The organism is Mycobacterium sp. 20KCMC460 (assembly GCF_022179425.1).
GTDB classification, from domain to species: Bacteria; Actinomycetota; Actinomycetes; order Mycobacteriales; family Mycobacteriaceae; genus Mycobacterium; species Mycobacterium kiyosense.
Genome location: NZ_AP025524.1, coordinates 1,191,163 through 1,212,383, shown reverse-complemented (window position 1 = coordinate 1,212,383; position 21,221 = coordinate 1,191,163). Strand labels below are relative to the sequence as shown.

Annotated in this window: 22 protein-coding genes; 9 read left to right on the top strand and 13 right to left on the bottom strand. The window is 69.1% G+C overall.

The genetic code is table 11. From position 1 onward, the window contains the following. Positions 1-35: 35 nt before the first annotated feature. The gene (locus MKCMC460_RS05615) at positions 36-1,547 is read left to right on the top strand and encodes a hypothetical protein (RefSeq protein ID WP_236983791.1); all 1,512 of its coding nucleotides are present in this window, start codon (positions 36-38) and stop codon (positions 1,545-1,547) included. Between the two features lie 6 nt (positions 1,548-1,553). Here the strand turns inward: MKCMC460_RS05615 and MKCMC460_RS05610 are convergent, their stop codons facing one another. Beyond that, positions 1,554-2,348 carry an S-methyl-5'-thioadenosine phosphorylase gene (locus MKCMC460_RS05610; RefSeq protein ID WP_255731137.1) on the bottom strand — a complete coding sequence of 265 codons (795 nt, stop codon included), beginning with the start codon at positions 2,346-2,348 and terminating at the stop codon, positions 1,554-1,556. Between the two features lie 16 nt (positions 2,349-2,364). Here MKCMC460_RS05610 and MKCMC460_RS05605 point away from each other — a divergent pair, with 16 nt between their 5' ends. Next, a complete protein-coding gene (locus tag MKCMC460_RS05605) occupies positions 2,365-3,249 on the top strand; it encodes a 1,4-dihydroxy-2-naphthoate polyprenyltransferase (RefSeq protein ID WP_236980898.1) in 885 nt (294 codons plus the stop codon). A gap of 174 nt (positions 3,250-3,423) precedes the next feature. Continuing rightward, positions 3,424-4,431 (top strand): beta-ketoacyl-ACP synthase III, encoded by a 1,008-nt coding sequence (gene fabH, locus MKCMC460_RS05600; RefSeq protein ID WP_236980896.1) that lies wholly within the window; start codon positions 3,424-3,426, stop codon positions 4,429-4,431. 1 nt (position 4,432) lies between these two features. Here fabH and MKCMC460_RS05595 read toward each other — a convergent pair whose 3' ends face one another. Beyond that, a complete protein-coding gene (locus MKCMC460_RS05595) occupies positions 4,433-4,768 on the bottom strand; it encodes a DUF4229 domain-containing protein (protein WP_236980887.1) in 336 nt (111 codons plus the stop codon). Positions 4,769-4,813: 45 nt separating this feature from the next. Between MKCMC460_RS05595 and MKCMC460_RS05590 the strand changes: the two genes are divergently transcribed. Then, positions 4,814-4,969, top strand: a complete 156-nt coding sequence (locus tag MKCMC460_RS05590) for a hypothetical protein (protein ID WP_236980885.1) — start codon at positions 4,814-4,816, stop codon at positions 4,967-4,969. Here MKCMC460_RS05590 and MKCMC460_RS05585 read toward each other — a convergent pair. Genes MKCMC460_RS05585 through hemL form a run of 7 tightly spaced genes read right to left on the bottom strand, consistent with a single transcriptional unit; the run spans position 4,966 to position 12,310 of the window. Next, a complete protein-coding gene (locus tag MKCMC460_RS05585) occupies positions 4,966-6,309 on the bottom strand; it encodes a MinD/ParA family protein (protein ID WP_289624942.1) in 1,344 nt (447 codons plus the stop codon). The two genes, MKCMC460_RS05590 and MKCMC460_RS05585, sit on opposite strands and share 4 nt — an antisense overlap. Positions 6,310-6,346: 37 nt before the next feature. Beyond that, positions 6,347-7,315, bottom strand: a complete 969-nt coding sequence (gene ccsB, locus MKCMC460_RS05580) for a c-type cytochrome biogenesis protein CcsB (RefSeq protein ID WP_236980883.1) — start codon at positions 7,313-7,315, stop codon at positions 6,347-6,349. A 13-nt stretch (positions 7,316-7,328) separates the two neighbouring features. After that, positions 7,329-8,966: a cytochrome c biogenesis protein ResB gene (locus tag MKCMC460_RS05575; protein WP_236980881.1), complete on the bottom strand. Its 1,638-nt coding sequence runs from the start codon at positions 8,964-8,966 to the stop codon at positions 7,329-7,331. Further along, positions 8,963-9,775 (bottom strand): cytochrome c biogenesis CcdA family protein, encoded by an 813-nt coding sequence (locus tag MKCMC460_RS05570; protein ID WP_238305383.1) that lies wholly within the window; start codon positions 9,773-9,775, stop codon positions 8,963-8,965. Before MKCMC460_RS05570 ends, MKCMC460_RS05575 begins: the two co-directional genes overlap by 4 nt. Beyond that, positions 9,772-10,377: a TlpA disulfide reductase family protein gene (locus MKCMC460_RS05565; protein ID WP_236980879.1), complete on the bottom strand. Its 606-nt coding sequence runs from the start codon at positions 10,375-10,377 to the stop codon at positions 9,772-9,774. The genes MKCMC460_RS05570 and MKCMC460_RS05565 overlap by 4 nt, the downstream gene beginning before the upstream one ends. Further along, complete coding sequence (locus MKCMC460_RS05560; protein ID WP_236980877.1) at positions 10,374-10,982, bottom strand: histidine phosphatase family protein; 609 nt, start codon at positions 10,980-10,982, stop codon at positions 10,374-10,376. Before MKCMC460_RS05560 ends, MKCMC460_RS05565 begins: the two co-directional genes overlap by 4 nt. Then, entirely contained in the window at positions 10,982-12,310 is a 1,329-nt protein-coding gene (gene hemL, locus MKCMC460_RS05555) for a glutamate-1-semialdehyde 2,1-aminomutase (RefSeq protein ID WP_236980875.1), read from the bottom strand. Before hemL ends, MKCMC460_RS05560 begins: the two co-directional genes overlap by 1 nt. 58 nt (positions 12,311-12,368) lie before the next feature. Here hemL and MKCMC460_RS05550 point away from each other — a divergent pair, with 58 nt between their 5' ends. From MKCMC460_RS05550 to MKCMC460_RS05540, 3 genes are read left to right on the top strand one after another with little or no spacing between them, the layout of a single operon-like run. Continuing rightward, positions 12,369-12,761: a nitroreductase family deazaflavin-dependent oxidoreductase gene (locus tag MKCMC460_RS05550; RefSeq protein WP_236980872.1), complete on the top strand. Its 393-nt coding sequence runs from the start codon at positions 12,369-12,371 to the stop codon at positions 12,759-12,761. After that, positions 12,761-13,924 (top strand): enolase C-terminal domain-like protein, encoded by a 1,164-nt coding sequence (locus tag MKCMC460_RS05545; RefSeq protein WP_236983787.1) that lies wholly within the window; start codon positions 12,761-12,763, stop codon positions 13,922-13,924. The genes MKCMC460_RS05550 and MKCMC460_RS05545 overlap by 1 nt, the downstream gene beginning before the upstream one ends. A 7-nt stretch (positions 13,925-13,931) precedes the next feature. Beyond that, positions 13,932-14,849, top strand: coding sequence for a ketopantoate reductase family protein (locus MKCMC460_RS05540; RefSeq protein ID WP_236980864.1), 918 nt, complete (start codon positions 13,932-13,934; stop codon positions 14,847-14,849). A 25-nt stretch (positions 14,850-14,874) separates the two neighbouring features. Here MKCMC460_RS05540 and MKCMC460_RS05535 read toward each other — a convergent pair whose 3' ends face one another. Continuing rightward, positions 14,875-16,233 carry an amino acid permease gene (locus MKCMC460_RS05535; RefSeq protein WP_236983785.1) on the bottom strand — a complete coding sequence of 453 codons (1,359 nt, stop codon included), beginning with the start codon at positions 16,231-16,233 and terminating at the stop codon, positions 14,875-14,877. A 178-nt stretch (positions 16,234-16,411) separates the two neighbouring features. On the opposite strand from MKCMC460_RS05535, the gene MKCMC460_RS05530 reads away from it, so the two are divergent. Both MKCMC460_RS05530 and MKCMC460_RS05525 read left to right on the top strand, forming a co-directional pair. Further along, positions 16,412-17,260, top strand: a complete 849-nt coding sequence (locus MKCMC460_RS05530) for an esterase family protein (RefSeq protein WP_289624943.1) — start codon at positions 16,412-16,414, stop codon at positions 17,258-17,260. Between the two features lie 67 nt (positions 17,261-17,327). Then, positions 17,328-19,445 (top strand): acyltransferase family protein, encoded by a 2,118-nt coding sequence (locus MKCMC460_RS05525; RefSeq protein WP_236983781.1) that lies wholly within the window; start codon positions 17,328-17,330, stop codon positions 19,443-19,445. Positions 19,446-19,989: 544 nt separating this feature from the next. Here the strand turns inward: MKCMC460_RS05525 and MKCMC460_RS05520 are convergent. From MKCMC460_RS05520 to MKCMC460_RS05510, 3 genes are all read right to left on the bottom strand, one after another. After that, the gene (locus MKCMC460_RS05520) at positions 19,990-20,514 is read right to left on the bottom strand and encodes a hypothetical protein (protein ID WP_236980862.1); all 525 of its coding nucleotides are present in this window, start codon (positions 20,512-20,514) and stop codon (positions 19,990-19,992) included. Between the two features lie 20 nt (positions 20,515-20,534). Next, positions 20,535-20,792: a hypothetical protein gene (locus MKCMC460_RS05515; RefSeq protein WP_236980860.1), complete on the bottom strand. Its 258-nt coding sequence runs from the start codon at positions 20,790-20,792 to the stop codon at positions 20,535-20,537. Positions 20,793-20,861: 69 nt separating this feature from the next. Then, positions 20,862-21,110 carry a hypothetical protein gene (locus MKCMC460_RS05510; protein WP_236980858.1) on the bottom strand — a complete coding sequence of 83 codons (249 nt, stop codon included), beginning with the start codon at positions 21,108-21,110 and terminating at the stop codon, positions 20,862-20,864. Positions 21,111-21,221 lie beyond the last annotated feature (111 nt).

The window sequence follows — 21,221 nt, the reverse complement described above, 5'->3', positions numbered from 1 at the left end:
ATCATCTCACCAAACGCCGCAACGCCGGACGTGACCTGAGCGCGTTCGCGTTGCTGCTGCTGGCCCCCCTGTTCCCGTGGAACCTGTATTTCGGGTTGGGCATCCCGGACAGCAGCACTTTGCTGTGGGTACTGCTCGGGGCAGTGACACTGCTGTCGCTGCTGCCGCTGGCGCTGTCGCGCGGCCGCGTTTCGGCAAATCGGCTGCGTGTGATCCTGAACGCCCCCTACCTGCTGCTGGTGGTCGGTTTCGTCGTTTTCGACGTGTGGGAGTCGATCAAGATCGGCGGCAAGGCCTACGTTCCCGGCGGCGTCGGTCCCGGCGGCTGGCTGGGCTTCGCCGGCGCCCTGCTGAGCGCCCAGCCGGTGCTCGGCAGGCCCGTGATCGACGAGAACCTCTACCACCGATGGCTGCGCCTGGCCCGCCTCATCGGCTACGCATCGATGTTCGGGGCGTCGCTGAGCGCCGGATTCCACCTGTGCTGGCGGTTGCGGTACGCATTGGTCGACAGTAACGGGTCGGCGTCGTTCGGCACCCGCAATATCGCGGTCATCCTGACCGCGGTGGTGTACGGCGCGGTGGCGCTGGCCGCCGTGCTGGTCGCGTCGCGATGGGTGCTGCGCAACGCCGTCGGCTCCCGGTTGCCGACCCTGTGGCTGGGCGGTTCTACGCTGCTCGCCGGAATGATCGTGTGGGCCCTGCCCGCCGGCCGGGAGATCGACGCGTTCCACGGCATCGCGCAGAACACCTCGACGGCCGGGGTCGGCTACGAGGGCTACCTGGCCTGGGCGGGCGCCGCCGCGATCTTCGCGCCGATGGCGTTGTTCAGCTCCGGCGAGACGCGCAACGATCGGGAAATCTGGCGCACCGCGATCCGCAAAGCCCTGGCGCTGATCATCGTCTGGTGTCTGGGATCGGTACTCATGCGATTGACCGACCTCGCCGTCGAGATGTTGCTGAACTATCCGTACTCCCGCTACGACATCTCGATGCTGGCGGTGTTCAACCTCACCGCCGCGATGCTGGCGTGGTGGCTGCGGGCCAAGCTGGCCGACGGGGCACTGCGGTCGCGGCTGCTCGTCTGGTTGAGCGGTTTGGTGTTCGCCCTGATGATTTCCCGGGTGATCCTCGGCGTCCTGCTGGCGCCGCGCTTCGCGCAGCCCTCGGTGGGGCCGGTGTACGGAAACGACCTCGCGCAGCAGATCGACAGCACGTTCGACGTAGCCCTGTGCGGGCTCGCCCTGTGCGTCCTGGTCGCGATCATCGTCGCCGGACGGATTCGCAAACCGCGCCGGCCGCGCCGCCGTGGCCCCGTCCAGCGTCCCGCCGCCGGGGCGTCGGGTCCGGGCCGGCCCCGGGTCCCGCTGCCCACCCGTCCCGGCGGACCGCCGCCTCCGTCGGAGGCCCGGACGACCCAGTTCGGGGCTGCCGGTTCCGACGCACCCACCTCGGTGCTGTCCGGGCACGGCCAGGCTCCGCGCGCCGCAGCACCCGGCGAGGGGGCGCCGCGACCGAAGATCTACCGGCCGCCGGGTAACCCGTCCTGAGCCGGCTCAGGGCAGCTCGAACGGCAGCGCCACCCCGGCATGCTGCTGACAGTGCGTGCAGGTGCGCTCGGTGGCGACACGTCCCAGCGCTGAGCGAACCAGTTGCTTGAGCTTGTCGATGTGCTGCCCGAACTGCGCGAACACGTCGACGCCCTTGACGCCCTCGCCCACCGCGACGCCGGCGTCCACGTCGGTCACCAAAGCGATTGCCGCATAACATAATTCGAGTTCGCGAGCGAGAATCGCCTCCGGGTAGCCGGTCATGTTGACCAGGCTGAAACCGGCGGCGGCGAACCATCGGCTCTCCGCGCGTGTGGAGAACCGGGGACCCTGGATGACCACCATCGTGCCGCCATCGCGGACGTCGGGCAGGCCGGTGACGGCGGTGCGCAGCGTCGGGCAATACGGGTCGGCGAAGCTGGTGTGCACCCCGCCGACATCGAAGTAGGTGTCCGCCCGCGCGCTGGTCCGGTCGACCAGCTGATCGGGCACCACCACCGAGCCGGGTCCCACGTCGGGGTCCAGGCTGCCGACAGCACACGGCGCGAACACCCGCCGGACTCCCACCGTGCGCAACGCCCACATATTGGCCCGGTAAGGCACGGTGTGCGCCGTGTACTCGTGGTCCGCGCCGTGCCGCGGCAGGAAAGCGACCTGGTGCTCCCCGACGGCGCCGACGGTGATGGGTGCGCTGGGCCGGCCGTACGGGGTGTCCGGGATTACGGTCCGGGTGTCCGAGTCGAAAAACGTGTAGAAGCCGCTGCCGCCGATCACTCCGAGCATCCGCCCATTGTGGTGCATAGGGCAGGATGCCCTGGTGGCCACTTTTGCGCAGTGGGTTTCCGGCGCTCGCCCACGAACGCTGCCGAACGCGGTGGCGCCCGTCGTCGCCGGCACCGGGGCCGCGGCCTGGCTGCACTCCGCGGTGTGGTGGAAAGCGTTGTTGGCGTTGGGTGTGGCGCTGGCGTTCATCGTCGGGGTCAACTACGCCAACGACTACTCCGACGGCATCCGCGGCACCGACGACGAGCGGGCCGGCCCGATGCGCCTGGTCGGGTCGCGGGCGGCCACCCCGCGGGCGGTGCTGACCGCCGCACTGGTGAGCCTGTTCATCGGCTGTGTGGCCGGGCTGGTGCTGGCGCTGGTCAGCGGACCCTGGCTGATCGGCGTCGGCATCGCCTGCGTACTCGGCGCGTGGCTGTACACAGGTGGCTCCAAGCCCTACGGCTACTCCGGGTACGGCGAGGCGGCGGTGTTCGTCTTCTTCGGCCTGACCGCCGTGCTGGGCACCCAGTACGTTCAGGCGTTACGGATCGACTGGGTCGGCGCGGTGCTGGCCGTCGCGATCGGGGCGCTGTCGTCCTCAGTGCTGGTCGCCAACAACCTGCGCGACATTCCCACCGACACCGTGTCCGGCAAGATCACCCTGGCGGTCCGGCTGGGCGATCATCGCACCCGGGTGCTCTACCATTCGCTGCTGGCGCTGACCGGCGTGCTGACGCTGGTCCTGCTGGCCGCGACGCCGTGGTGTGCGGCGGGTCTGGTCGCCACGCCGCTGGCGCTGCGCGCCGACCGGCCGGTGCGATCCGGCCGCGGCGGCCCGGAGCTGATTCCGGTGCTGCGCGACACCGGGCTGGCCATGGTGGTGTGGGCGATTGCGGTGGCTGCGGCGTTGGCGCTGGCCGGAAATGTCGGCAAGTAACTCAGGGGTTGGGGGAAAGACGGACGCACCGAACCGGCGGCCGTTCCGGGGGCGGCGAGCGCGCCGCAGGGGCATCGGTACCGCGCTGCGGTAGGCACCCGACTGCGCGGCCCCGGCCCCGGCGCGCCTAGAGTCGATCAAGCTTGGGGGGTTAGATGACGCGGAAGGACGAGCATGTCGGAAATTGCCTCGGCCAGCGGCCCCCGGAAGATCGGTTTGCTCAGCGTCGGGGCCTACCGCCCCGAACGTGTGGTGACCAACGAAGAGATATGCCGCAACATCGACTCGTCCGACGAGTGGATCTTCTCCAGGACCGGCATCAAGACCCGACGCTTCGCCGCTGACGACGAAACCGCGGCATCGATGGCGGTCGAGGCGAGCCGGGAGGCACTGACCCGGGCCGCGCTCGACCCGACCGAGATCGACGGCGTCATCCTGGCCACCAACACCCACTTCCTGCAGACCCCGGCCGCCGCCCCCGCCGTCGCGGCGGCGCTCGGCGCCAAGGGAGTACCGGGTTTCGACCTCTCGGTGGGGTGCGCGGGCTTCGGCTACGCGCTGGCCGTCGGTGCCGACATGGTGCGCGGCGGCAGCGCGCGCAAGATGCTGGTGATCGGCACCGAGAAACTGTCTCCCACCGTCGACATGTCGGACCGCAGCAACTGCTTCATCTTCGCCGACGGCGCCGCCGCCGTGGTGGTGGGCGAAACGCCCGAGCAAGGAATCGGTCCGACCGTCTGGGGTAGCGACGGCGAGCAGGCCAACGCCATCCGCCAGGACATCAACTGGATCGACTACACGCTGAATCCGACCGGCCCGCGCCCCTTCCTGCGGATGGAAGGCACGGCCGTCTTCCGCTGGGCGGCGTTCGAGATGGGCAAGGTCGGCCGGGAGGCCATGGACGCCGCCGGGGTGCGGCCGGACGAGGTCGATGTCTTCATCCCGCACCAGGCCAACAGCAGAATCAACGAGCTGCTGGCCAAGAACCTGCAGCTGCGCCCGGACACGGTCGTCGCCAACGACATCGAACACACCGGAAACACGTCGGCGGCGTCCATCCCGCTGGCGATGCACGAGCTGCTGGCGACCGGCGCATCCCGGCCCGGTGATCTGGCCCTGCTGATCGGCTACGGGGCGGGTTTGAGCTACGCCGCGCAGGTCGTGCGGATGCCCGCCAACTGAGTCAGTCCTCGTCGGAGCCCGAATCGGCGACCGCGTCGCCACGCAGCCGGGCCCGAAGCTCGTCACGCTCCTTGCGCCGGCGCTCGCCGGTCACTTCGAGCGCGGCGGTGGCCCGCCTGCGCAACGGGCCGAACACCCACATGCCCAGCGGCATCGCAACGACCAGGCCGAGCAGCACGGCGACGGTGACCGGGAAATCGGCCACTCCGAGCAGCCGGGCCACGCCATATATCGCGCCGCTCACCACGGCCGCCAATAGCAGCCTGGCCGCCGCATAGACGACGACGGGGACTATGCCGGGCCCGCCGGTGGTCTGTTCGCTCGCCGCTTCTGACACAACCCGAGCCTACGACGCAGGTATATTCGACCAAGGAGGTGTCGAGTGCTTTTCCTGCTCGTCGTCCTTATTGTGGGGACGCTGATCTTTTTCGGCTTGCGCGCGGCGCGGGCTCAGTCCAGCCCGCCGAAGACACGCGTCATCGGTCCCGACGACGACCCGGAGTTTCTGCGCCGTCTGGGCGACAACAAGCCGCGCTAGACGAAGTTCGGGTTGGCGCGTCGCGGGTCGCCCGGAAATCCCTCGGCCACCGCTGCCGCCAGCTCGGCGAGCGCTTCGCGGGTATCCCGCTTCAGCCGATCGAGGCTGATCTCGGCGCCCTCTTCCAGATGCGGGTCGAACGGCACCACCCGCACCGCGCGGCACCGCCGTGCGAAATGGTCGATGACTTTCTGCATGTCGACCTTGCCCGAGCGGGACCGGATCCCGTTGATCACCGCGATCGAGTTACGTACCAGATCCTCGTGGCCGTGGGCGTCCAGCCAGTCCAGCGTCGCCGAGGCGCTACGCGCACCGTCGATGGATCCCGAAGCGACCACGATCAGCACGTCGGCCTTGTCCAGCACCGCCGACATGGTCGAATGCAGCAGTCCGGTGCCGCAGTCGGTGAGCACCAAGCCGTAGAAACGATCCAGAATTTCCAGGGTGCGGGTGTAGTCGTCGCCGCTGAACGCCTCGGACACCGTCGGATCGCTCTCCGAGGCCACCACCTCCAGCCCGCTCTCGTTCTGCGAGGTGTAGCCGCGCACGTCGCTGTACCGCTCGATCTTGTCGGCGTCGCGCAGCAGGTGGCGCACGGTCGCCGGGGTCTCGAGCGGAATCTTCTGGCTCAGCGTCCCGCGATCGGGATTGGCGTCCACCGCGACCACCCGGTCGCCACGCACCGAGGCGAACATCGAACCCAGCGTGGCGGTGATCGTGGTCTTGCCCACGCCACCCTTCAGCGAAAGGACCGCGATGCGGTAGCTGCCGCGCAGCGGTCGGTTGATCTGGGCGACCAGGTTGTTGTGCCGCGTCGCCCGGGGGCTCTCACCCAGGTTGATCAGTTGACCCGACAGCACGTACAGGGCCCGGCGCCAACCCTCCGATGGCGGTGGCTTGACCGGGCGCAGCAGCACCGTGCTGGACAGCTCCGGGTACGGCGTCTGCGGCAGCGGCTCCGGACGGAACTGGGGGCGTTCGGGCGCCTGCTGGGCGCCTTGGTCGGCCGGTCCCGGGTAGTACGCGCCGTAGGCCGTCGGATCCACCCGGGTGGCCGCCGACACCGGTCCGGTGTTCGGTCCGGCATCCCACTGGGGCCGCTCGGCGGCCACCCCGACCGGTTGGGGCGGCGGCACCATGCTGGCCGAACCCACCGTGCTGTCGGTGGCCCCGGGCACCCGGCGCTCGGTGCGGAATCCGGCGAAAGCCCTGGTGGGCGTCTCACCGACGGCCTCGTGCGGAACGGCCGGTATCTGCATGGTCGGCTGGTCCGGGCTGGCGTCCCCGTCGCCCTGATGGACCCGCGGCGCCCCCACGCCCGGCGTCGGATGCTCTGCCACTGTCGTCAATCCCCCTGTTTTCGGCCCGTGTACTTGGTCAGCCCACTCCCGCGTACGAGTGCAGGCCGACGGTCACCAGGTTAACGAAGAACAGGTTGAAGACCATCGCGACGAACCCCGCGACGTTGATCCAGGCCGCCTTGCGGTCCCGCCAACCCGCCGTTGACCTGGCATGTAAGTAGGCGGCGTACACCACCCATGCGATGAACGACACTGTCTCCTTGGGGTCCCAGCCCCAGTAACGGCCCCAGGCTTCCTCGGCCCAGATGGCGCCGAAGATGACCCCGAACCCGAACACCGGGAAGGCGAAGATGGTGGTCCGGTAGGCGATCCGGTCCAGCGTCTGCGCGTCGGGGAACTTCTGCACCAGCCGGGCCAGGCTCCCGTCGGCCCCGGGCTCCCCGAGCTGCGAGGTCCGCAGCAGGAACAGGATGCTGGCGATGCCGGCGACCATGAACACCCCCGAGCCCAGACTCACCACCGAGACATGGATGGGCAGCCAGTAGGACTGCAGGGCCGGCATCACGGGCGCGGCGTTGGTGTACAGCCAGCGTCCGGACACCGTCAGCAGCACCAGGATCGGCAGCAGCAGGAACACCCACAGCGGCCGATAGCGCGGCCGGCGCAGCACCACCGCGCCGGCGATCAGACCGGACATGCAGGTCAGGTTGATGAATTCGTACATGTTGCCCCAAGGCACCCGCATCGTGGCCAGGCCCCGCAGCACTATGCAGGTCGCCAACAGACCGATGCCCAGGTAGAGCACCGCCAGACCGGCGCGGCCCACCCGCTCGTCGAACGGCCGCGCCACGGTGTCGTCCACCACTCCCGGGGTGGCGCTGTCGCTGCTCACGCCGCCGGCGTAGGCGGGTTCGAGCTTGCGAGTGCGCACGAAGGCCAGCTCACACGCCAATAGCAGCAACGCCACCACCAGCGCCACCACCGCCGAGGTGAATGCCCAGTCGGAGTACCGGGCCAAGCCGATGTTGATGTGCTGGGTGTTCATCTGAGGTCCACTTTCATTTGACATCCACTCTCGGGGCGCCGCTGTCCGCGATCTCGGGTGCTGCCGCCGTGCGGCACCCGGCCAGCAACCTTTCGGTCAGCCGCTCGAACTCGTCACCCCAGCCGGAGTTGTCGGTTCGCGCCAGGCCACCCAGTTCGATGCTGACCGTACCCGGCGGGCCGCCCTCGGGCGTGAGCCGAACCCAAACCCGACGACGCCGGACCAGCAGCGACACCAGCAGCCCGGCCATCATCGTGATCGCGAAGACCAGCACCCAAACCTGGCCCGGGTCGTGCGAGACCTGCAAGTTGACGAACGGGACGGCCCCGTCGAAGCGGACCGTGGTGCCCGCCCCGGGGCCCTGGTCGATGCGGACCTGTTCCCCGACCCGTAGGTTGACCCGCTTCTCCTTGGTCAGCCGGCCCTGTTCGATCAGCCGCGGATCCAAGGTGAACAACGACTGCGGCCGCCCGGTGTCCAGACCGGTGTCACCGCGGTAGACGTCGATCGCCACCGCCGGGTCGTTGAGCGCCGGGAACCGCGACGACAGCAGGGTTCCGTCGAGCTGTTCGGTCGGCGCGAGCAACCCCTGGATCGCGATCTGATGACTGCGCCGCTCGGCGGCGGTGGGATAGCTGCCGGCCGGCGGGTCGATGCGCGCCACTCCCGACGACAGCAGCGTCTGCGGATTGTCCGGTCGCCACTGCACGGTCGAACTGCGGGTCTGGCCGTTGGGGAAGGTCACCGTGAACGTGGGCGCGTAGCCGTGGCCCTGCAGGTAGACGCGGTCGCCGCCGACCCGCAACGGGTGGTTGACCTCCAGCCGGTACGGCCGCCACGTGTTGGTCGTCAGATCGCCGCCGGATTGATAGGCGATATCCGCGGCGAACGAGGTGGCCTGCCCCGACGGCAGGTAGTTCGCCGCAAAGTCGTTGACCCGTACACAGATCGGGTGCAGGGAGGTGCCGTCGACGGTGTTGCCGGCGCGGAACGAGTCGAACGCGGCCGGCGACGCCGAGCAGAATCCCGGACCGCCGTCGGCGATGACGATCACGTTGCCCTCGTAGCCGAACAGCTTGCCGACGGCGACCGCGACCAGCAGACCCAGCAGCGAGAAGTGGAACACCAGGTTGCCGAACTCGCGCAGGTAACCCTTCTCCGCGGAGACCTCGACGGAGTTCTCGTGGTGCCGGATGGCGGTCCGCCAGCCGCGTAACCGGCCGGTCACGGTGGCGGCCAACTCGTCGGGGCTGGCGTCGTGCACCTGAGCTTCGGCGTGCTTGGGCAGCCGGGCCAGGTTGCGCGGCGCGGCCACCGGCTGGGCGCGCAAGCTGCGGGCGTGCTCGACGATCCGCGGGGTCAGGCAGCCCACCAACGACACGAACAGCAGCACGTAGATCGCGGTGAACCAGAAGCTGGAGAAGACGTCGAAGGCCTGCAGCTCGTTGAGCCACGGCCCGATCATCGGGTGGGTATGCACGTACTCTTCGACCTTGCCGGCGTTGAGGCTGCGCTGCGGCAGCAATGCGCCGGGAATCGCGGCCAGGGCCAGCAGGAAGAGCAGCACCAGCGCGGTGCCCATGGAGGTCAGCGACCGCCAGGTGTTGCGCGTCCTTGCGGCGAGCAGACGCAGCAGCTTTCGCGCCGTCATATCGGCAGCCGCACGTCGGACACGAAAGCGTCGCGCAGCCAGGACACGAAGTCGTTCCACACCCCGGTGACCAGGGCGACCCCGACCGCGATCAGCAGCACACCGCCGAACACCTGGATGGCCCGGCTGTGCCGGCGCAGCCAGCCCAGACCGGACACCGCGGTGGCCGACCCGAACGCGAGCAGCACGAACGGAATTCCCAGACCCAGGCAGTACGCGATCACCAGCGCGATCCCGCGGGCCACGCTGGCGCCGTCGGTGGCCGAGGCCACGGTGATCACCCCGGTCAGCGTCGGACCCAGACAAGGGGTCCAGCCCAGGGCGAACACCGCGCCCAGCAGCGGGGCGCCGGCCACCGTCGTCACCTGCCGGGGGCTGAATCGGGCCTGGCGTTGCAGGGCGGGAATCAAGCCCACGAACACCAGCCCCATCACGATGGTGAGCACACCGCCGACCCGCTGCAGCAGCAGCTGGTTGTCGATCAGCGCGGTGGTCATGCCCAGCACCACGACGGTGCCCAGCACGAACACCGTGGTGAAGCCGGCGACGAACAACAGCGCCGATCCGCCGACCCGCCAGCGGGCCGCGGGTGGGACTTTGACCGCTCGACCGGCTTGGCCGGTTTGGACCGCTTGGCCCGGGACAGGCTGCGGGTCGTCGACGCCGACCACCGCCGCCAGGTAGGAGAGGTAACCCGGCACCAGCGGCACCACGCAGGGTGAGGCGAACGACACCAGCCCGGCCAGCATGCACACGCCGAGAGCCACCACCAGTGGCCCGGCGGCGGCGAGATGCGCGAAGCCGGTCACTGCGGCCCCGGTGGGCCGGCGCTCTCGGCGGCCAGCCGTTGCACCACCGGCTGCAGATCCGAGGCGATCAGCTCCCGCAGGAACACCGCGGCGACGCGGTGCTGGCGGTCCAGCACCAGCGTGGACGGGATCACCGTGGTCGGGTACTTGCCGCCGAACGCAATCAGGGTGCGCATCGGCGGGTCGTAGATCGACGGGAAGGTCACGTGCCGGTCGGTGACGAAATCCTGGGCCGCGTCGCGGTTGCTGTCCCGGACGTCGATGCCCAGGAAGGAAACCCCGGAGCCGCGGGTGGCGTCGTAAACCCGCTGCAACTCCGCGATTTCGGCTCGGCACGGGCCGCACCACTGACCCCACACGTTGATGACGACGACGTTGCCCGTGAAGTCGTCGAGGGAGACCGTGCGGTTGGGGTCGGTGAGGCTGGGCCCGGACACCGGGCCGGGCCGGCCGCGGCTCTGCGGCGGGTCGTAGAAGATGTCGGTCTTGCCACCCGGCGAGACGAATTCGAACGTGCCGCCCTGCGCAACCGCGTCGCGGCCGGTGGAACAGCCGCTCAGCAACACCGCCAGCAGGGTTGCGGCGACCAGCACGCTTCTCACGTGGCCGCCGGTTCGGCGTACTCCACGTCCGCGAGCCGGTCACCCTCGTAGACCAGCGTCGTCACCGACGCCAGTGCACATTGCCGACGGCGCGGGTCGTGCCAGAGCCGGTTACCGCTGACGTGCATACGCAGCGTCCACACCGGGAGCTGGTGGCTGACGCACACCGCCTCGTGGCCGGCGCTGAGCGCCCGCGCCTTGCCGGCCGCGGTGGCCATTCGGGCGGCGATCTCGGCGTACGGCTCGCCCCAGGACGGCCGGAACGGGTTGCGCAGCTGCCACCAGAACCGCGGGTTGCGCCAGGCACCGTCCCCCGGGCCCATGCGCTTGCCCTCGAAGAAGTTCGCCGATTCGATGAGGTCGGGGTCGGTGTCCACGGTCAGGTTGTGCCGGGCGGCGATGGGCGCGGCGGTCTCCTGCGCCCGCTGCAGCGGCGAGGCGATCACCGCGACGATGTCCCGGTCGGCCAGGTAGTCGGCGACCGCGGCGGCCTGGGCGACGCCGGTGTCCGACAGGCGGAAGCCGGGTATCCGGCCGTACAGGATTCCGGTGGGGTTGTGCACCTCGCCGTGGCGCACCACATGGACCCGGGTCGTCTCGGCCATCAGGGTGTGTCCTCCTGCGCCGCGGCCGCCGCTCGGGCCGCGGCCGGTAGCGCATCGGCGATCTGACCGAATGCGGTGTCGTCGAGTGCCGCCGAGACGAACCAGGCCTCGAAGGCGCTGCACGGCGGGTAGACGCCCGCCTCGAGCAGGGAGTGGAAGAACGGAGGGTAGCGCCAGGTCTGGCTGGCGCGCGCGGCGGCGAAATTCGTCACCGGCGTGTCGGTGAAGAATACGCTCAACATGTTTCCTGCTCGCGGAATCTGGTGTGGCACACCGGCTTCGGTGAGAGCTTCGGTGAACAACGTGGCCAGCCGGTCGGCGTTGGCGTCCAGCGCGGTGTACACCGCGCCGTCGGCGGCCCGCAACGTGGCCAGCCCGGCGGCCATGGCTACCGGGTTGCCCGACAGGGTGCCGGCTTGATACACCGGCCCCAGCGGCGCCAGCCGTTCCATCACCTCGACCCGGCCGCCGAACGCCGCGGCCGGCAGCCCGCCGCTCATCACCTTGCCGAAAGTGAACAGGTCGGCATCGACGGGATCGACTCCGTACCAACCACTTCGGCTGACCCGGAAGCCCGTCATCACCTCGTCGAGGATCAGCAGCGCCCCGTGTTCGGCGGTGACCGCGCGCAGTGCGGCGTTGAAGCCGGGCGCCGGCGGCACGACGCCCATGTTGCCGGGGCTGGCCTCGGTGATCACCGCGGCGATCTGCTCGCCGTGCTCGGCGAAGAGCGCTCTGACCGCATCGATGTCGTTGTACGGCAACACGATTGTGTCGGCCGCGGCCGCGCCGGTGACTCCCGGAGACGACGGCAGGCCCAGCGTGGCCACGCCCGAACCGGCGTCGGCCAGCAACGCGTCGGCGTGCCCGTGGTAGCAGCCGGCGAACTTGACGATCTTGGGCCGTCCGGTGAATCCGCGGGCCAGCCGGATCGCGCTCATGGTGGCCTCGGTACCGGAGTTGACGAAGCGCAGCCGTTGCACCGGTGCCACCCGGCCGACGATCTCGCTGGCCAACTCGGTCTCAGCGGGCGTGGGAGCCCCGAAGGACAGCCCGTCGGCGGCGGCCTTGACCACCGCGTCGACGACGGCGGGATGCGCGTGGCCCAGGATCATCGGGCCCCACGAGCAGACCAGGTCGACGTAGCTGTTGCCGTCGGCGTCGGTGAGCCGGCAGCCGTGGGCCCCGGTGATGAACCGTGGGGTGCCGCCCACCGCGCTGAACGCCCGCACCGGGGAGTTCACGCCGCCGGGGATGACAGCGCAGGCGTCCGCGAACAGCTTCGCGGACGCCGCCACCCGTGCGGTCGTTTGGTCGGTACTACCCATGCCGACCAGTGTCCCAGCCGCTGCGGTCGCTTCAACTACAGGGTGTAAGAGTTGGCGTATGCAACTCCCACAATGGCTCGCCCGGTTCAACCGGCACGTCACCAATCCGGTCCAGCGGCTGTGGGCCGGCCGGGCGCCCGGATACGCGATCGTCGAGCACGTCGGACGACGTTCCGGCAAGCCCTATCGGACACCGGTCAACGCTTTCGACACGTTCGTCGACGGGAAGCCCGGCATCGCAATCCTGTTGAGCTACGGCCCGGACCGGGACTGGCTGAAGAATCTCGTCGCCGCGGGCGGCGGGCGGATGACCCGCAAAGGCCGGAATTTCCGCGTCACCGACCCGCGGGTGGTCTCCCGCGCCGAGGCGGCGCAGGTCGTCACCAATGCGCGGCGTGCGTTCGGCAGGATCCCGTTCGAGCAGGCGGTCCTGCTGACCATCGGCGGGTGATGCAACTCACTGCCATCCGCGAGCGGGCGGTCGGGCTGCAGGGCAGCGCGGCCAACGCGGTCGTCGACTTCTCCGGCCACACCGTTTCGCTGGTCGCACTCGTCGCCGTCCGGGATGGCCGGCAGGTGGTGGGCGTCGCTTTCGACTCGATCGGCCGGTTCGCGCAGAGCGGGATCCTGCGGGACCGGATGATTCCGCGGGTGCTGGCCGCGGAACCGGGTTCGCTGCTCGATGACGCGGGCAGGCTCAGCCCAACCGCGGTGCTGGCGTGCGCCCTGCGCAATGAGAAACCCGGCGGCCACGGTGACCGGGCCGCCGCGGCAGCGGCGCTGGAGCTGGCCTGCTGGGACCTGCTCGCCAAACTGGACGACGAGCCTGCCTACGCCACCATCGCGCGCCACTTCGGTACCGAGCCGGCGGCCTCGGTACCCGTCTACGCCGCGGGCGGCTACTACCACCCCGATACCGGCCGCTGCGGCCGGGACGGGCTGCGCGCGGAGATGCGCGGCTACCTGGACCTGGGTTATGACGCGGTCAAGATGAAAATCGGCGGGGCGCCGCTGGCCGAGGATCTGGCCCGGGTCGAGACCGTCGTCGACGTGGTCGGCGAGGCCGCGCGGGTGGCCGTGGACGCCAACGGCCGGTTTTCCCGCGCAGCGGCGACGCAGTGGGCGGCCGCGCTGGCACCCTACGGCTTGCGCTGGTTCGAGGAGCCCGGCGATCCGCTGGATTTCGAGCTGAATCACGCCGTGACCGACTGTTACGACGGCTCGGTGGCCACCGGGGAGAACTTGTTCTCGGTGCCCGACGTGCTCAACCTGGTGCGCTACGGCGGTATGCGCCCGGGGCGCGACGTCTTCCAGATGGACGCCGGGTTGAGCTACGGGCTCGGCGAGTACGCCCGCATGCTGGAGGTGCTCGAGGGGCACGGTTTCGATCGCCGGTTCGCGTTCCCGCACGGCGGGCACCTGATCAACCTGCACATCGCGGCCGGGTTGGGCCTGGGCGGCTGCGAGTCATACCCGGGCGTGTTCCAGCCGTTCGGCGGCTACTCGCCGGGCTGCGAGCTGCGCGACGGCCGGATCACCCCGACGGACGCGCCGGGCTTCGGCCTGGAACAGAAGCCCGGCCTGGCTGAGATCATCGCCGAGTTGACGGGTTAGGAGACTCATGAAGATCGGGATAATCGGCTGTGGCGCAATGGGTTCGGTGTATGCCGCGAGGTTGGCGCTGGCCGGTAACGAGGTGACGGTGGTGGACCGCTACCAGGCCGGAATCGACACCATTGCGCAGCACGGGCTGCGGGTCAGCGGCCCCGGCTACGACGAGACGGTGCGGGTGCGGGCCGGCACCGCGTCGCCCGCCGAAGTAATGGACCTGGTGGTGTTGGCGGTCAAAGCCGCCGACGTGGAAGCCGGTGCGCAGCAGGCACTTTCGATGTTGGGCGACGATACGCCGGTGTTGACCATCCAGAACGGGCTGGGCTCGGCCGACGTCGTCGCCGGGGTCGTCGGCGCGCACCGGGTGGCCGTCGGGATCGCCAGCGGCTTCGGCGCGGCCCGGCTGGCGCCCGGGCATGTGCACCACAATGCCATGCGCGCCATGCGTTTTGGCGCCTACTCTGCGCTACCCTACGAACGGGTCGCGTCGGTTGCCCGGGTGTGGGCCGAGGCCGGTTTCGACGCCGCCGCGGTTACCGACATCGCCGCGATGCAGTGGGAGAAGCTGATCTGCAACGTCGCCTACAGCGCGCCGTGCGCGCTGACCGGCATGACCGTCGGGCAGGTGCTGGACGACCCGGAGATGGGGCCGGTCAGCCGGGCCGCCGCGACCGAGGCGTGGACGGTGGCCCGCGCGTCGGGCATCGCCGTCGACGTCGCGGATCCCGTTGCGCACGTTCGCAATTTCGGTGCGGGAATGCCCGACGCGAAGCCCTCGGCGTTGCTGGACCACGAGGCACACCGGGTCAGCGAGATCGACGTCATCAACGGCGCGGTGCCACGCCAGGGTGCGCGGGTGGGCGTCGAAGCGCCGGTGAACGCGACGCTGACCGCGCTGGTCAAAACGATCGAGCGGGGTTGGAATTAGCCGCACTCAGACGCACGAGCCTGCCCTAATTCGGCTCGGGCTGGCTGCTTTTGCGACTGCGAGGCAGGCAGCGGTACGCCCCGAGCACCACCAACCAGGACAACAGGCTCAGCCACAACTGGGACCGCGCGTCGCGGTCGAACGCCATCTGCACCAGCACCGCAACGATTCCCGCAGCGGTCAACAGCGACAACCCCGGGAAGAACCACATCCTCACCCGCAACCTCTCGCCCGGCGTGTGGCGCCGCAACACGAGCTGCGACAGCGCGATCAGCAGGTAGACGAACAAGATGATGGCGCCCGAGGAGTTCAGCAGAAACAGGAACACCGTGTCGGGCGCCAGCCATGCCATCAACACGCAGCCGAAACCCACCACCGACGACCCGATGATCGCGACGTGCGGCACCCCGCGCCCGCTGATGCGCACCAGTTGCGCCGGCGCCTGGCCCCGGTCGGCGAGCACGAACAGCATCCGCGAGGCGGTGTACAGGCCCGAGTTCAAGCAGGACAGCACGGCGGTGAGCACCACCGCGTTCATCACCTGATCAGCGCCCGGTATGCCCATCTGCTTGAGCGCGGCGACATAGGGCGAAGCGCCCAGTTCGGTTGAATTCCAGGGCAATACCACCACCAGCAAGAACACGGACCCGACGAAGAACACCGCGATCCGCGCCACCACCGAGTTCGTCGCCCGCGCCACCGCGCGTTCGGGGTCCCGGCTTTCGGCGGCGGCGATGGTGACCACCTCGGCGCCCACCATGGAGAAGATCACCACCACGATCGCGGCGAAGACGGCCCCGACGCCGTGCGGAAAGAAGCCGCCGTGCGCCGTCAGGTTGGCAAATCCCCCGCGCCGGCCGGGCAGCCAGCCGAACGCGAACGCTGTGCCCAGACCCAAGAAGAGCACGATGGTCGCGACTTTGATTCCGGCGAACCAGAATTCGAACTCCCCGAACGAGGACACCGAGAACAGGTTTGTCGTCGTCATCAGCAACATCAGGCACAACGACGACAGCCACAGCGGCGCCGGGAACCAGTAGTTGAGCACCTTGCCGCCGGCGACCGCCTCGAAGCCGACCACGATGACCCAGAAGTACCAGTACAGCCAGCCCACCGAGAAACCCGCCCAGCCGCCGAGAGCCGTTGCGGCGTAATCGGCGAACGATCCGGTCGACGGGTTCGCCGCCGCCATCTCGCCGAGCATCCGCATCACCAGGATTATGAGCAAACCGCAGATCGCGTAGGTCAGAAACGCCGCCGGGCCGGTCTTGTGGATCACCACGCCCGACCCGACGAACAAGCCGGCACCGATCACCCCGCCGATTGCGATCATGTTCAGGTGCCGCTGCGACAGTCCTTGGCGCAGTTGCGGTGCGCTGGGCATGGCTAACGACAGCACATCTCGCCACCGATCGCGAGTGGGACACCTGTGCGAATCCGGGCAGTCGGGTCCCCGCACGACGCCCTCCGTGACGGCGAGCAGGCCCGATCATCACGCCGCCGTCACGAGTACCTTCCAATACGGCGTGGCACGGGTGTCAAAACGTTGCGGCGCGGCAGTATTGACGATCGTGGCCGACCTGACCCGCCGCTCGGTGCTGCGCATGGGCGCTGGTGCCGCCGGTGCATTTGCGCTCGGCGCGCTGGTCGATTCGCCCCGGGCCCCGGCCGCGCCGGCCCCGTTCGACCCCCCGACCGCGGGCAAGACGCTGCCCACCAAGCTCACCGGCTCGTTCGTGTCGGCCGCCCGCGGCGGCATCAGGACGAACTGGGTGATCGCGATGCCGCCCGGCCAGACCAAGATGCTGCGGCCGGTGATCGCTTTGCACGGCAAGGACCGCGACGCCAACATGATGCTGGAGTGCGGTGTCGAGGACGCGCTGGCGCAGCTGGTCGCCGAGGGTAAACCGCCGTTCGCCGTAGTCGGCGTCGACGGCGGCTCGGACTGCTACTGGCATCGCCGGGCCAACGGCGAGGACTCCGGCACCATGGTGCTCGAGGAATTGCTGCCGATGCTGACCTCGATGGGCATGGACACCTCCAAAGTCGGCTTCCTGGGCTGGTCCATGGGCGGGTACGGCGCCCTGCTGCTGGGCGCCCGGCTCGGCCCGGCCCGCACGGCGGGGATCTGCGCGGTCAGCCCGGCGCTGTACATGTCCTACCTCGGCAGCGCGCCGGGCGCGTTCGACAGCCTCGACGACTGGAACCGCAACACCGTGTTCGGGCTGCCGGTGCTCAATTCGATCCCCATCCGGATCGACTGCGGCATCGGGGACCGCTTCTTGTTCGCCTCGAGCCAGTTCGCCGGCCAGCTGAAGAAGAAGCCGGCCGGCAGCTTCTCCCCCGGTGGCCACGACGTCGACTACTGGCGCGCGCAACTGCCCGCCGAGCTGGCCTGGATGGCGACCTGATCCGTGACGACCAGCACATGACCGCGAGCCGATGACCGAGGCGGACACCACCCGCGCGACCCAGCCCCTGGGACGGCGCATAGCCCGCGCCCCGTTCCGTCCCGACATCGAGGGCCTGCGCGCCATCGCGGTGATCGCCGTCGTCCTCTACCACGCGGGCGTTCCCGGCATCGCCGGCGGCTACATCGGCGTCGACGTTTTCTTCGTGATCTCCGGCTTCCTCATCACCGGGCTGTTGTGGCGCGAGGTCGCGGCCACCGAAACCGTTGCGCTGGGCAGTTTCTACGCCGCCCGCGCCCGCCGCCTGCTGCCGGCCGCGGCCACCGTCGGGGTCATCACCGCGATCTTCGCCGCGATCGTGCTGCCGCCGTTGCAGGCCCGCCGGGTCTTCATCGACGGCATCGCCAGCATGCTCTACGTCGGTAACTATCGCTTCGCCGTGCAGGGCACCGACTACATGGGTTCGGCCGCGCCGTCGCCGTTCCAGCACTACTGGTCGCTGGGTGTCGAGGAACAGTTCTATCTGGTGTGGCCGGCGCTGATCATCGGGACGGCCTGGCTTCTCGGCCGGTTCCGGCGCACCGCGATGTCCGGCGCGACGCCGTACGCGGCGCTGCTGGCCGCCGTCGGGGTGGCGTCGTTGGCGGCTGCGGTGGTGTGGACCCGGATATCGCCGCCGTGGGCGTTCTTCTCGCTGCCCACCCGGGCGTGGGAGCTGGCCGCGGGCGGGCTGGTGGCACTCACGATCCACCAGTGGAAGCGGTTGCCGCTGCTGCCCGCGGCGGTAGCCGGATGGGGTGGGCTGGCACTGATCCTCCTGACCTGCACCCAGCTGGGACCGCATACGCCCTATCCCGGCACCTCGGCGCTGTTGCCGGTGCTGGGCACCGCGCTGGTGATCGGCGCCGGCTCGGTCACCGGTGGCCTGGGGGTGGGACGGCTGCTGTGCCCCCCGGTGATGCGGGCGATCGGGCGGGTGTCGTACTCGTGGTACCTGTGGCACTGGCCGGTGCTGCTGCTGTTGCCGCCGCTGCTGGGTGACCCGGGCGGCCTGCCCGGGCGACTGGCGGCCACGACGGTGTCGGCGGGACTGGCGGTGATCACCATGCACGCGGTGGAGAACCCGGGCCGCTTCGCCGCCGCGCTGCGCGGCTCCGCCAAAGCCAGCCTGGCGGTGGCCGGTGCCGCGAGTGCCGTCGCCGCCTGCGCGTGCGCCGTGTTGCTGACGGCCGTGCCCGCGCCGGTGGGCCACGGTGCCGCCGCGCCGCAGGCCAGGATCGTGGCGTTGCCACCGGCCCCGGATCCGCAGCTCAGTCCGCAGGAAGCCGCAGTCCGGCAGGCGTTCGCGCAGGCCCGCGACCTACTCGCCGCGTCGGCCGGCCTCGGTCCGGTGCCGTCGAACCTGAACCCGTCGCTGTCGGCGGCGCCCGGCGACAAGGCGCCGGTGTTCGTCAACGGCTGCATGCGTTCCTGGCGGGACCTCGGCCAGAGTGAATGCGCGACCGCCGACACCGGCTCCCCCACCCGGGTGACCCTGATCGGCGACTCCCACGCCGCCATGTGGGACCCGGCGCTGCGCCAGGTCGCCGAGCAGCGGCATTGGCGGCTCGAGACGATGGCGAAGGTCACCTGCCCGTTCCTGGACCTGCCGATCGTCAGCCCCTACCTGGGCCGCAAGTACACCGAGTGTGAACAGTGGCGCGGCGAGGTGATGGGACGGGTGGCGGCCGAGCGGCCGAAACTGGTGGTGCTCGGGATGAGCCGGCGCTACCACGCAGACTTCAGCTTCGCCTCCTACGACCGGGCCTGGATCGACAGCCTGGCCCTGGTGGTGACCACGCTGCGCGGCATGGGCTCCAGCGTGCTGGTGCTGGGCCCGGTGGCCGACCCGCAGGCCGCCGCGCCGACGTGCCTGTCGGCTCACCTGGACGACGCCGGGGCGTGCGCGCCGGCGCGGTCGGTCGCGGTCAACGGGGACGGCGTCGCCGCCGAGCAGCGGGCCACCACCGAGGCCGGCGGGCAGTACGCCGACCTGACCGACCTGTTCTGCACCGCGGAGCGCTGCCCGATGATCGTCGGCAACACCCTGGTGTTCCGCGACGACAATCACATCACGACCGAGTATGCGCAGTTGCTGGCACCGGTCATCGGCGCGCTGGCCGACCGGGCCCTGCCGAACGGCTGAAATCGAGTCAATTTCGTGGCGACTTTGTTGCCTAATGAACCACTCGGCGGCGGCGAACGTGGTACTAATAAAAGAGTTTTGGAGGTTTTCAGATGAGTCCGCTGCTGTTGGTTCTGCTTACCGCAGCCACACCTGTCGCCGGACTCGGCCTCGTGCAACTTCAAGCCCGCCTCGAGCGATGGGACTACGAGCGGCACGCAGAAGACTGAGACGCGAAAGATTCTCGACGGCAACCGGTTTGGCTGTCGGGTAGCAGATCTGAACGCAGCAGTTCTTGTCAATCCGCTTGGGGCGGGCGGAAAATCGTCTCGGTGACCATCCGGCGGAAAAACGGCATCGCGAGTGTCCTAGGGGATCTGCGCAACGAATCAACCGACGTCAGCGCAACATTTGCGCGGCCGCGTTGATTCGCCGGCGACGCGACGTCGAAATGTTAGCTCGGTTTAGACGTGCGGGAGCCACCCGGATCCGTTGGGCGACAAGACAAATCCTTGGCCCTGAGTGTCCCTGCAAGCGGTCGTTTTGGCGTCGTCCACCCCGCAGGTCACACCGTCGACGGTGATCGAATGAAACGGCGGCAGCAACTTTGCGGCCGGAAGCCTATCGCCGGCTGGTACGCCATACTGCCGTAACCCGGCGCTGTCGAGATTCCGTTGATGTGGCCACCACTATCGGGCGTTGGCACAGGCGTCGCGGCAGGTATCCCGGGCAGATTGTTGCCATTACATCCTGCCGATGTAGCCGCGACCATCATGTACGTCTTTCCGTTCAGCACAATGGTGCCCGCCGGAAGCGTGAATTTCACTTTGCCGTAGCTGATCTGCCCGGTGTTGGGGTCGATCGTCACCTCGACGGCCACCGAGGGGTAATGAACACCACGCCCTGGACCGTCGGTGAAGGAGTCACCGAACACCGCTAGCAGCTGACCACCCGGTGTCTTGACGATTTCCCCTAGATCCAGGGCATTCAGGTCAAGGCCTGTCACATCATCATGGATGCGCGGCGCCCCGGTGACCGTAACCCCCGCAACCTTCTCAGCGTTGCCGATGATCTGCTGGGCGTTGGTCAACGGCGGCCACAAACTCGTACTTACGGTGTCCGCGATCGACTTGGCTTGCGCGTCCACTGTGTCGCGGGCACCGGCAACCGCCTGCTGATCAGCCCTGGCGCGGCCCCTGGCCGCTTGGGCGGTTTGCCCTCCCATGTTGACCCACCCGGATTGTCGACATACCCCCGGTAGGTCTCTGCCCGCGTCTCCAGCTTGGCGAAAATCTTCTTCCACGAGTCGATCAGGTCGAGCACCTGCTGCGGGTAGGTGTGCAACACCTGCGTCTTGGTCGGTGACAACGCGCACCTACCTGGGAGGCAACAACGTGGGTAATTTGTTCCACGCCATCGTCAACTGCGATTCCGCGATCAAAAGCGCTTACGGGCCTCCTCGCACAACCCAGCGACCTGCGAAAATCGTTGTCCTACAAGAAGTTGCACCGCCCAGGCCGTCTCAGACATCGCATGCGCCGCCGCCAACGACGGAACATCTCCCGGACCGCCGCCATCGGCCGGAACACCGCCGCGAAGATCCTCGGTCATCTGCCCCACCAACGCCTGAACCTGCGGCTGCAATCGCGCCATCGCATCCAGATCCACGTTGACCAGATCGGTCACCCACACCCGAATCCGCAAAGGCCCCGCATCGAGCCGCGACTATCTCGACAGTACCGAGCCGCAAATCGCTAAATCAGCACAGAACTCAAGCCGCACCCAGATCCGTGCCCG

Bases quoted from the DNA above. Each gene is read 5' to 3' on its own strand.
- MKCMC460_RS05610 (WP_255731137.1), bottom strand. From the start codon at position 2,348: ATGCACCACAATGGGCGGATGCTCGGAGTGATCGGCGGCAGCGGCTTC.
- fabH (WP_236980896.1), top strand. From the start codon at position 3,424: ATGTCGGAAATTGCCTCGGCCAGCGGCCCCCGGAAGATCGGTTTGCTC.
- ccsB (WP_236980883.1), bottom strand. From the start codon at position 7,315: ATGAACACCCAGCACATCAACATCGGCTTGGCCCGGTACTCCGACTGG.
- MKCMC460_RS05575 (WP_236980881.1), bottom strand. From the start codon at position 8,966: ATGACGGCGCGAAAGCTGCTGCGTCTGCTCGCCGCAAGGACGCGCAAC.
- MKCMC460_RS05560 (WP_236980877.1), bottom strand. From the start codon at position 10,982: ATGGCCGAGACGACCCGGGTCCATGTGGTGCGCCACGGCGAGGTGCAC.
- hemL (WP_236980875.1), bottom strand. From the start codon at position 12,310: ATGGGTAGTACCGACCAAACGACCGCACGGGTGGCGGCGTCCGCGAAG.
- MKCMC460_RS05550 (WP_236980872.1), top strand. From the start codon at position 12,369: ATGCAACTCCCACAATGGCTCGCCCGGTTCAACCGGCACGTCACCAAT.
- MKCMC460_RS05545 (WP_236983787.1), top strand. From the start codon at position 12,761: ATGCAACTCACTGCCATCCGCGAGCGGGCGGTCGGGCTGCAGGGCAGC.
- MKCMC460_RS05540 (WP_236980864.1), top strand. From the start codon at position 13,932: ATGAAGATCGGGATAATCGGCTGTGGCGCAATGGGTTCGGTGTATGCC.
- MKCMC460_RS05535 (WP_236983785.1), bottom strand. From the start codon at position 16,233: ATGCCCAGCGCACCGCAACTGCGCCAAGGACTGTCGCAGCGGCACCTG.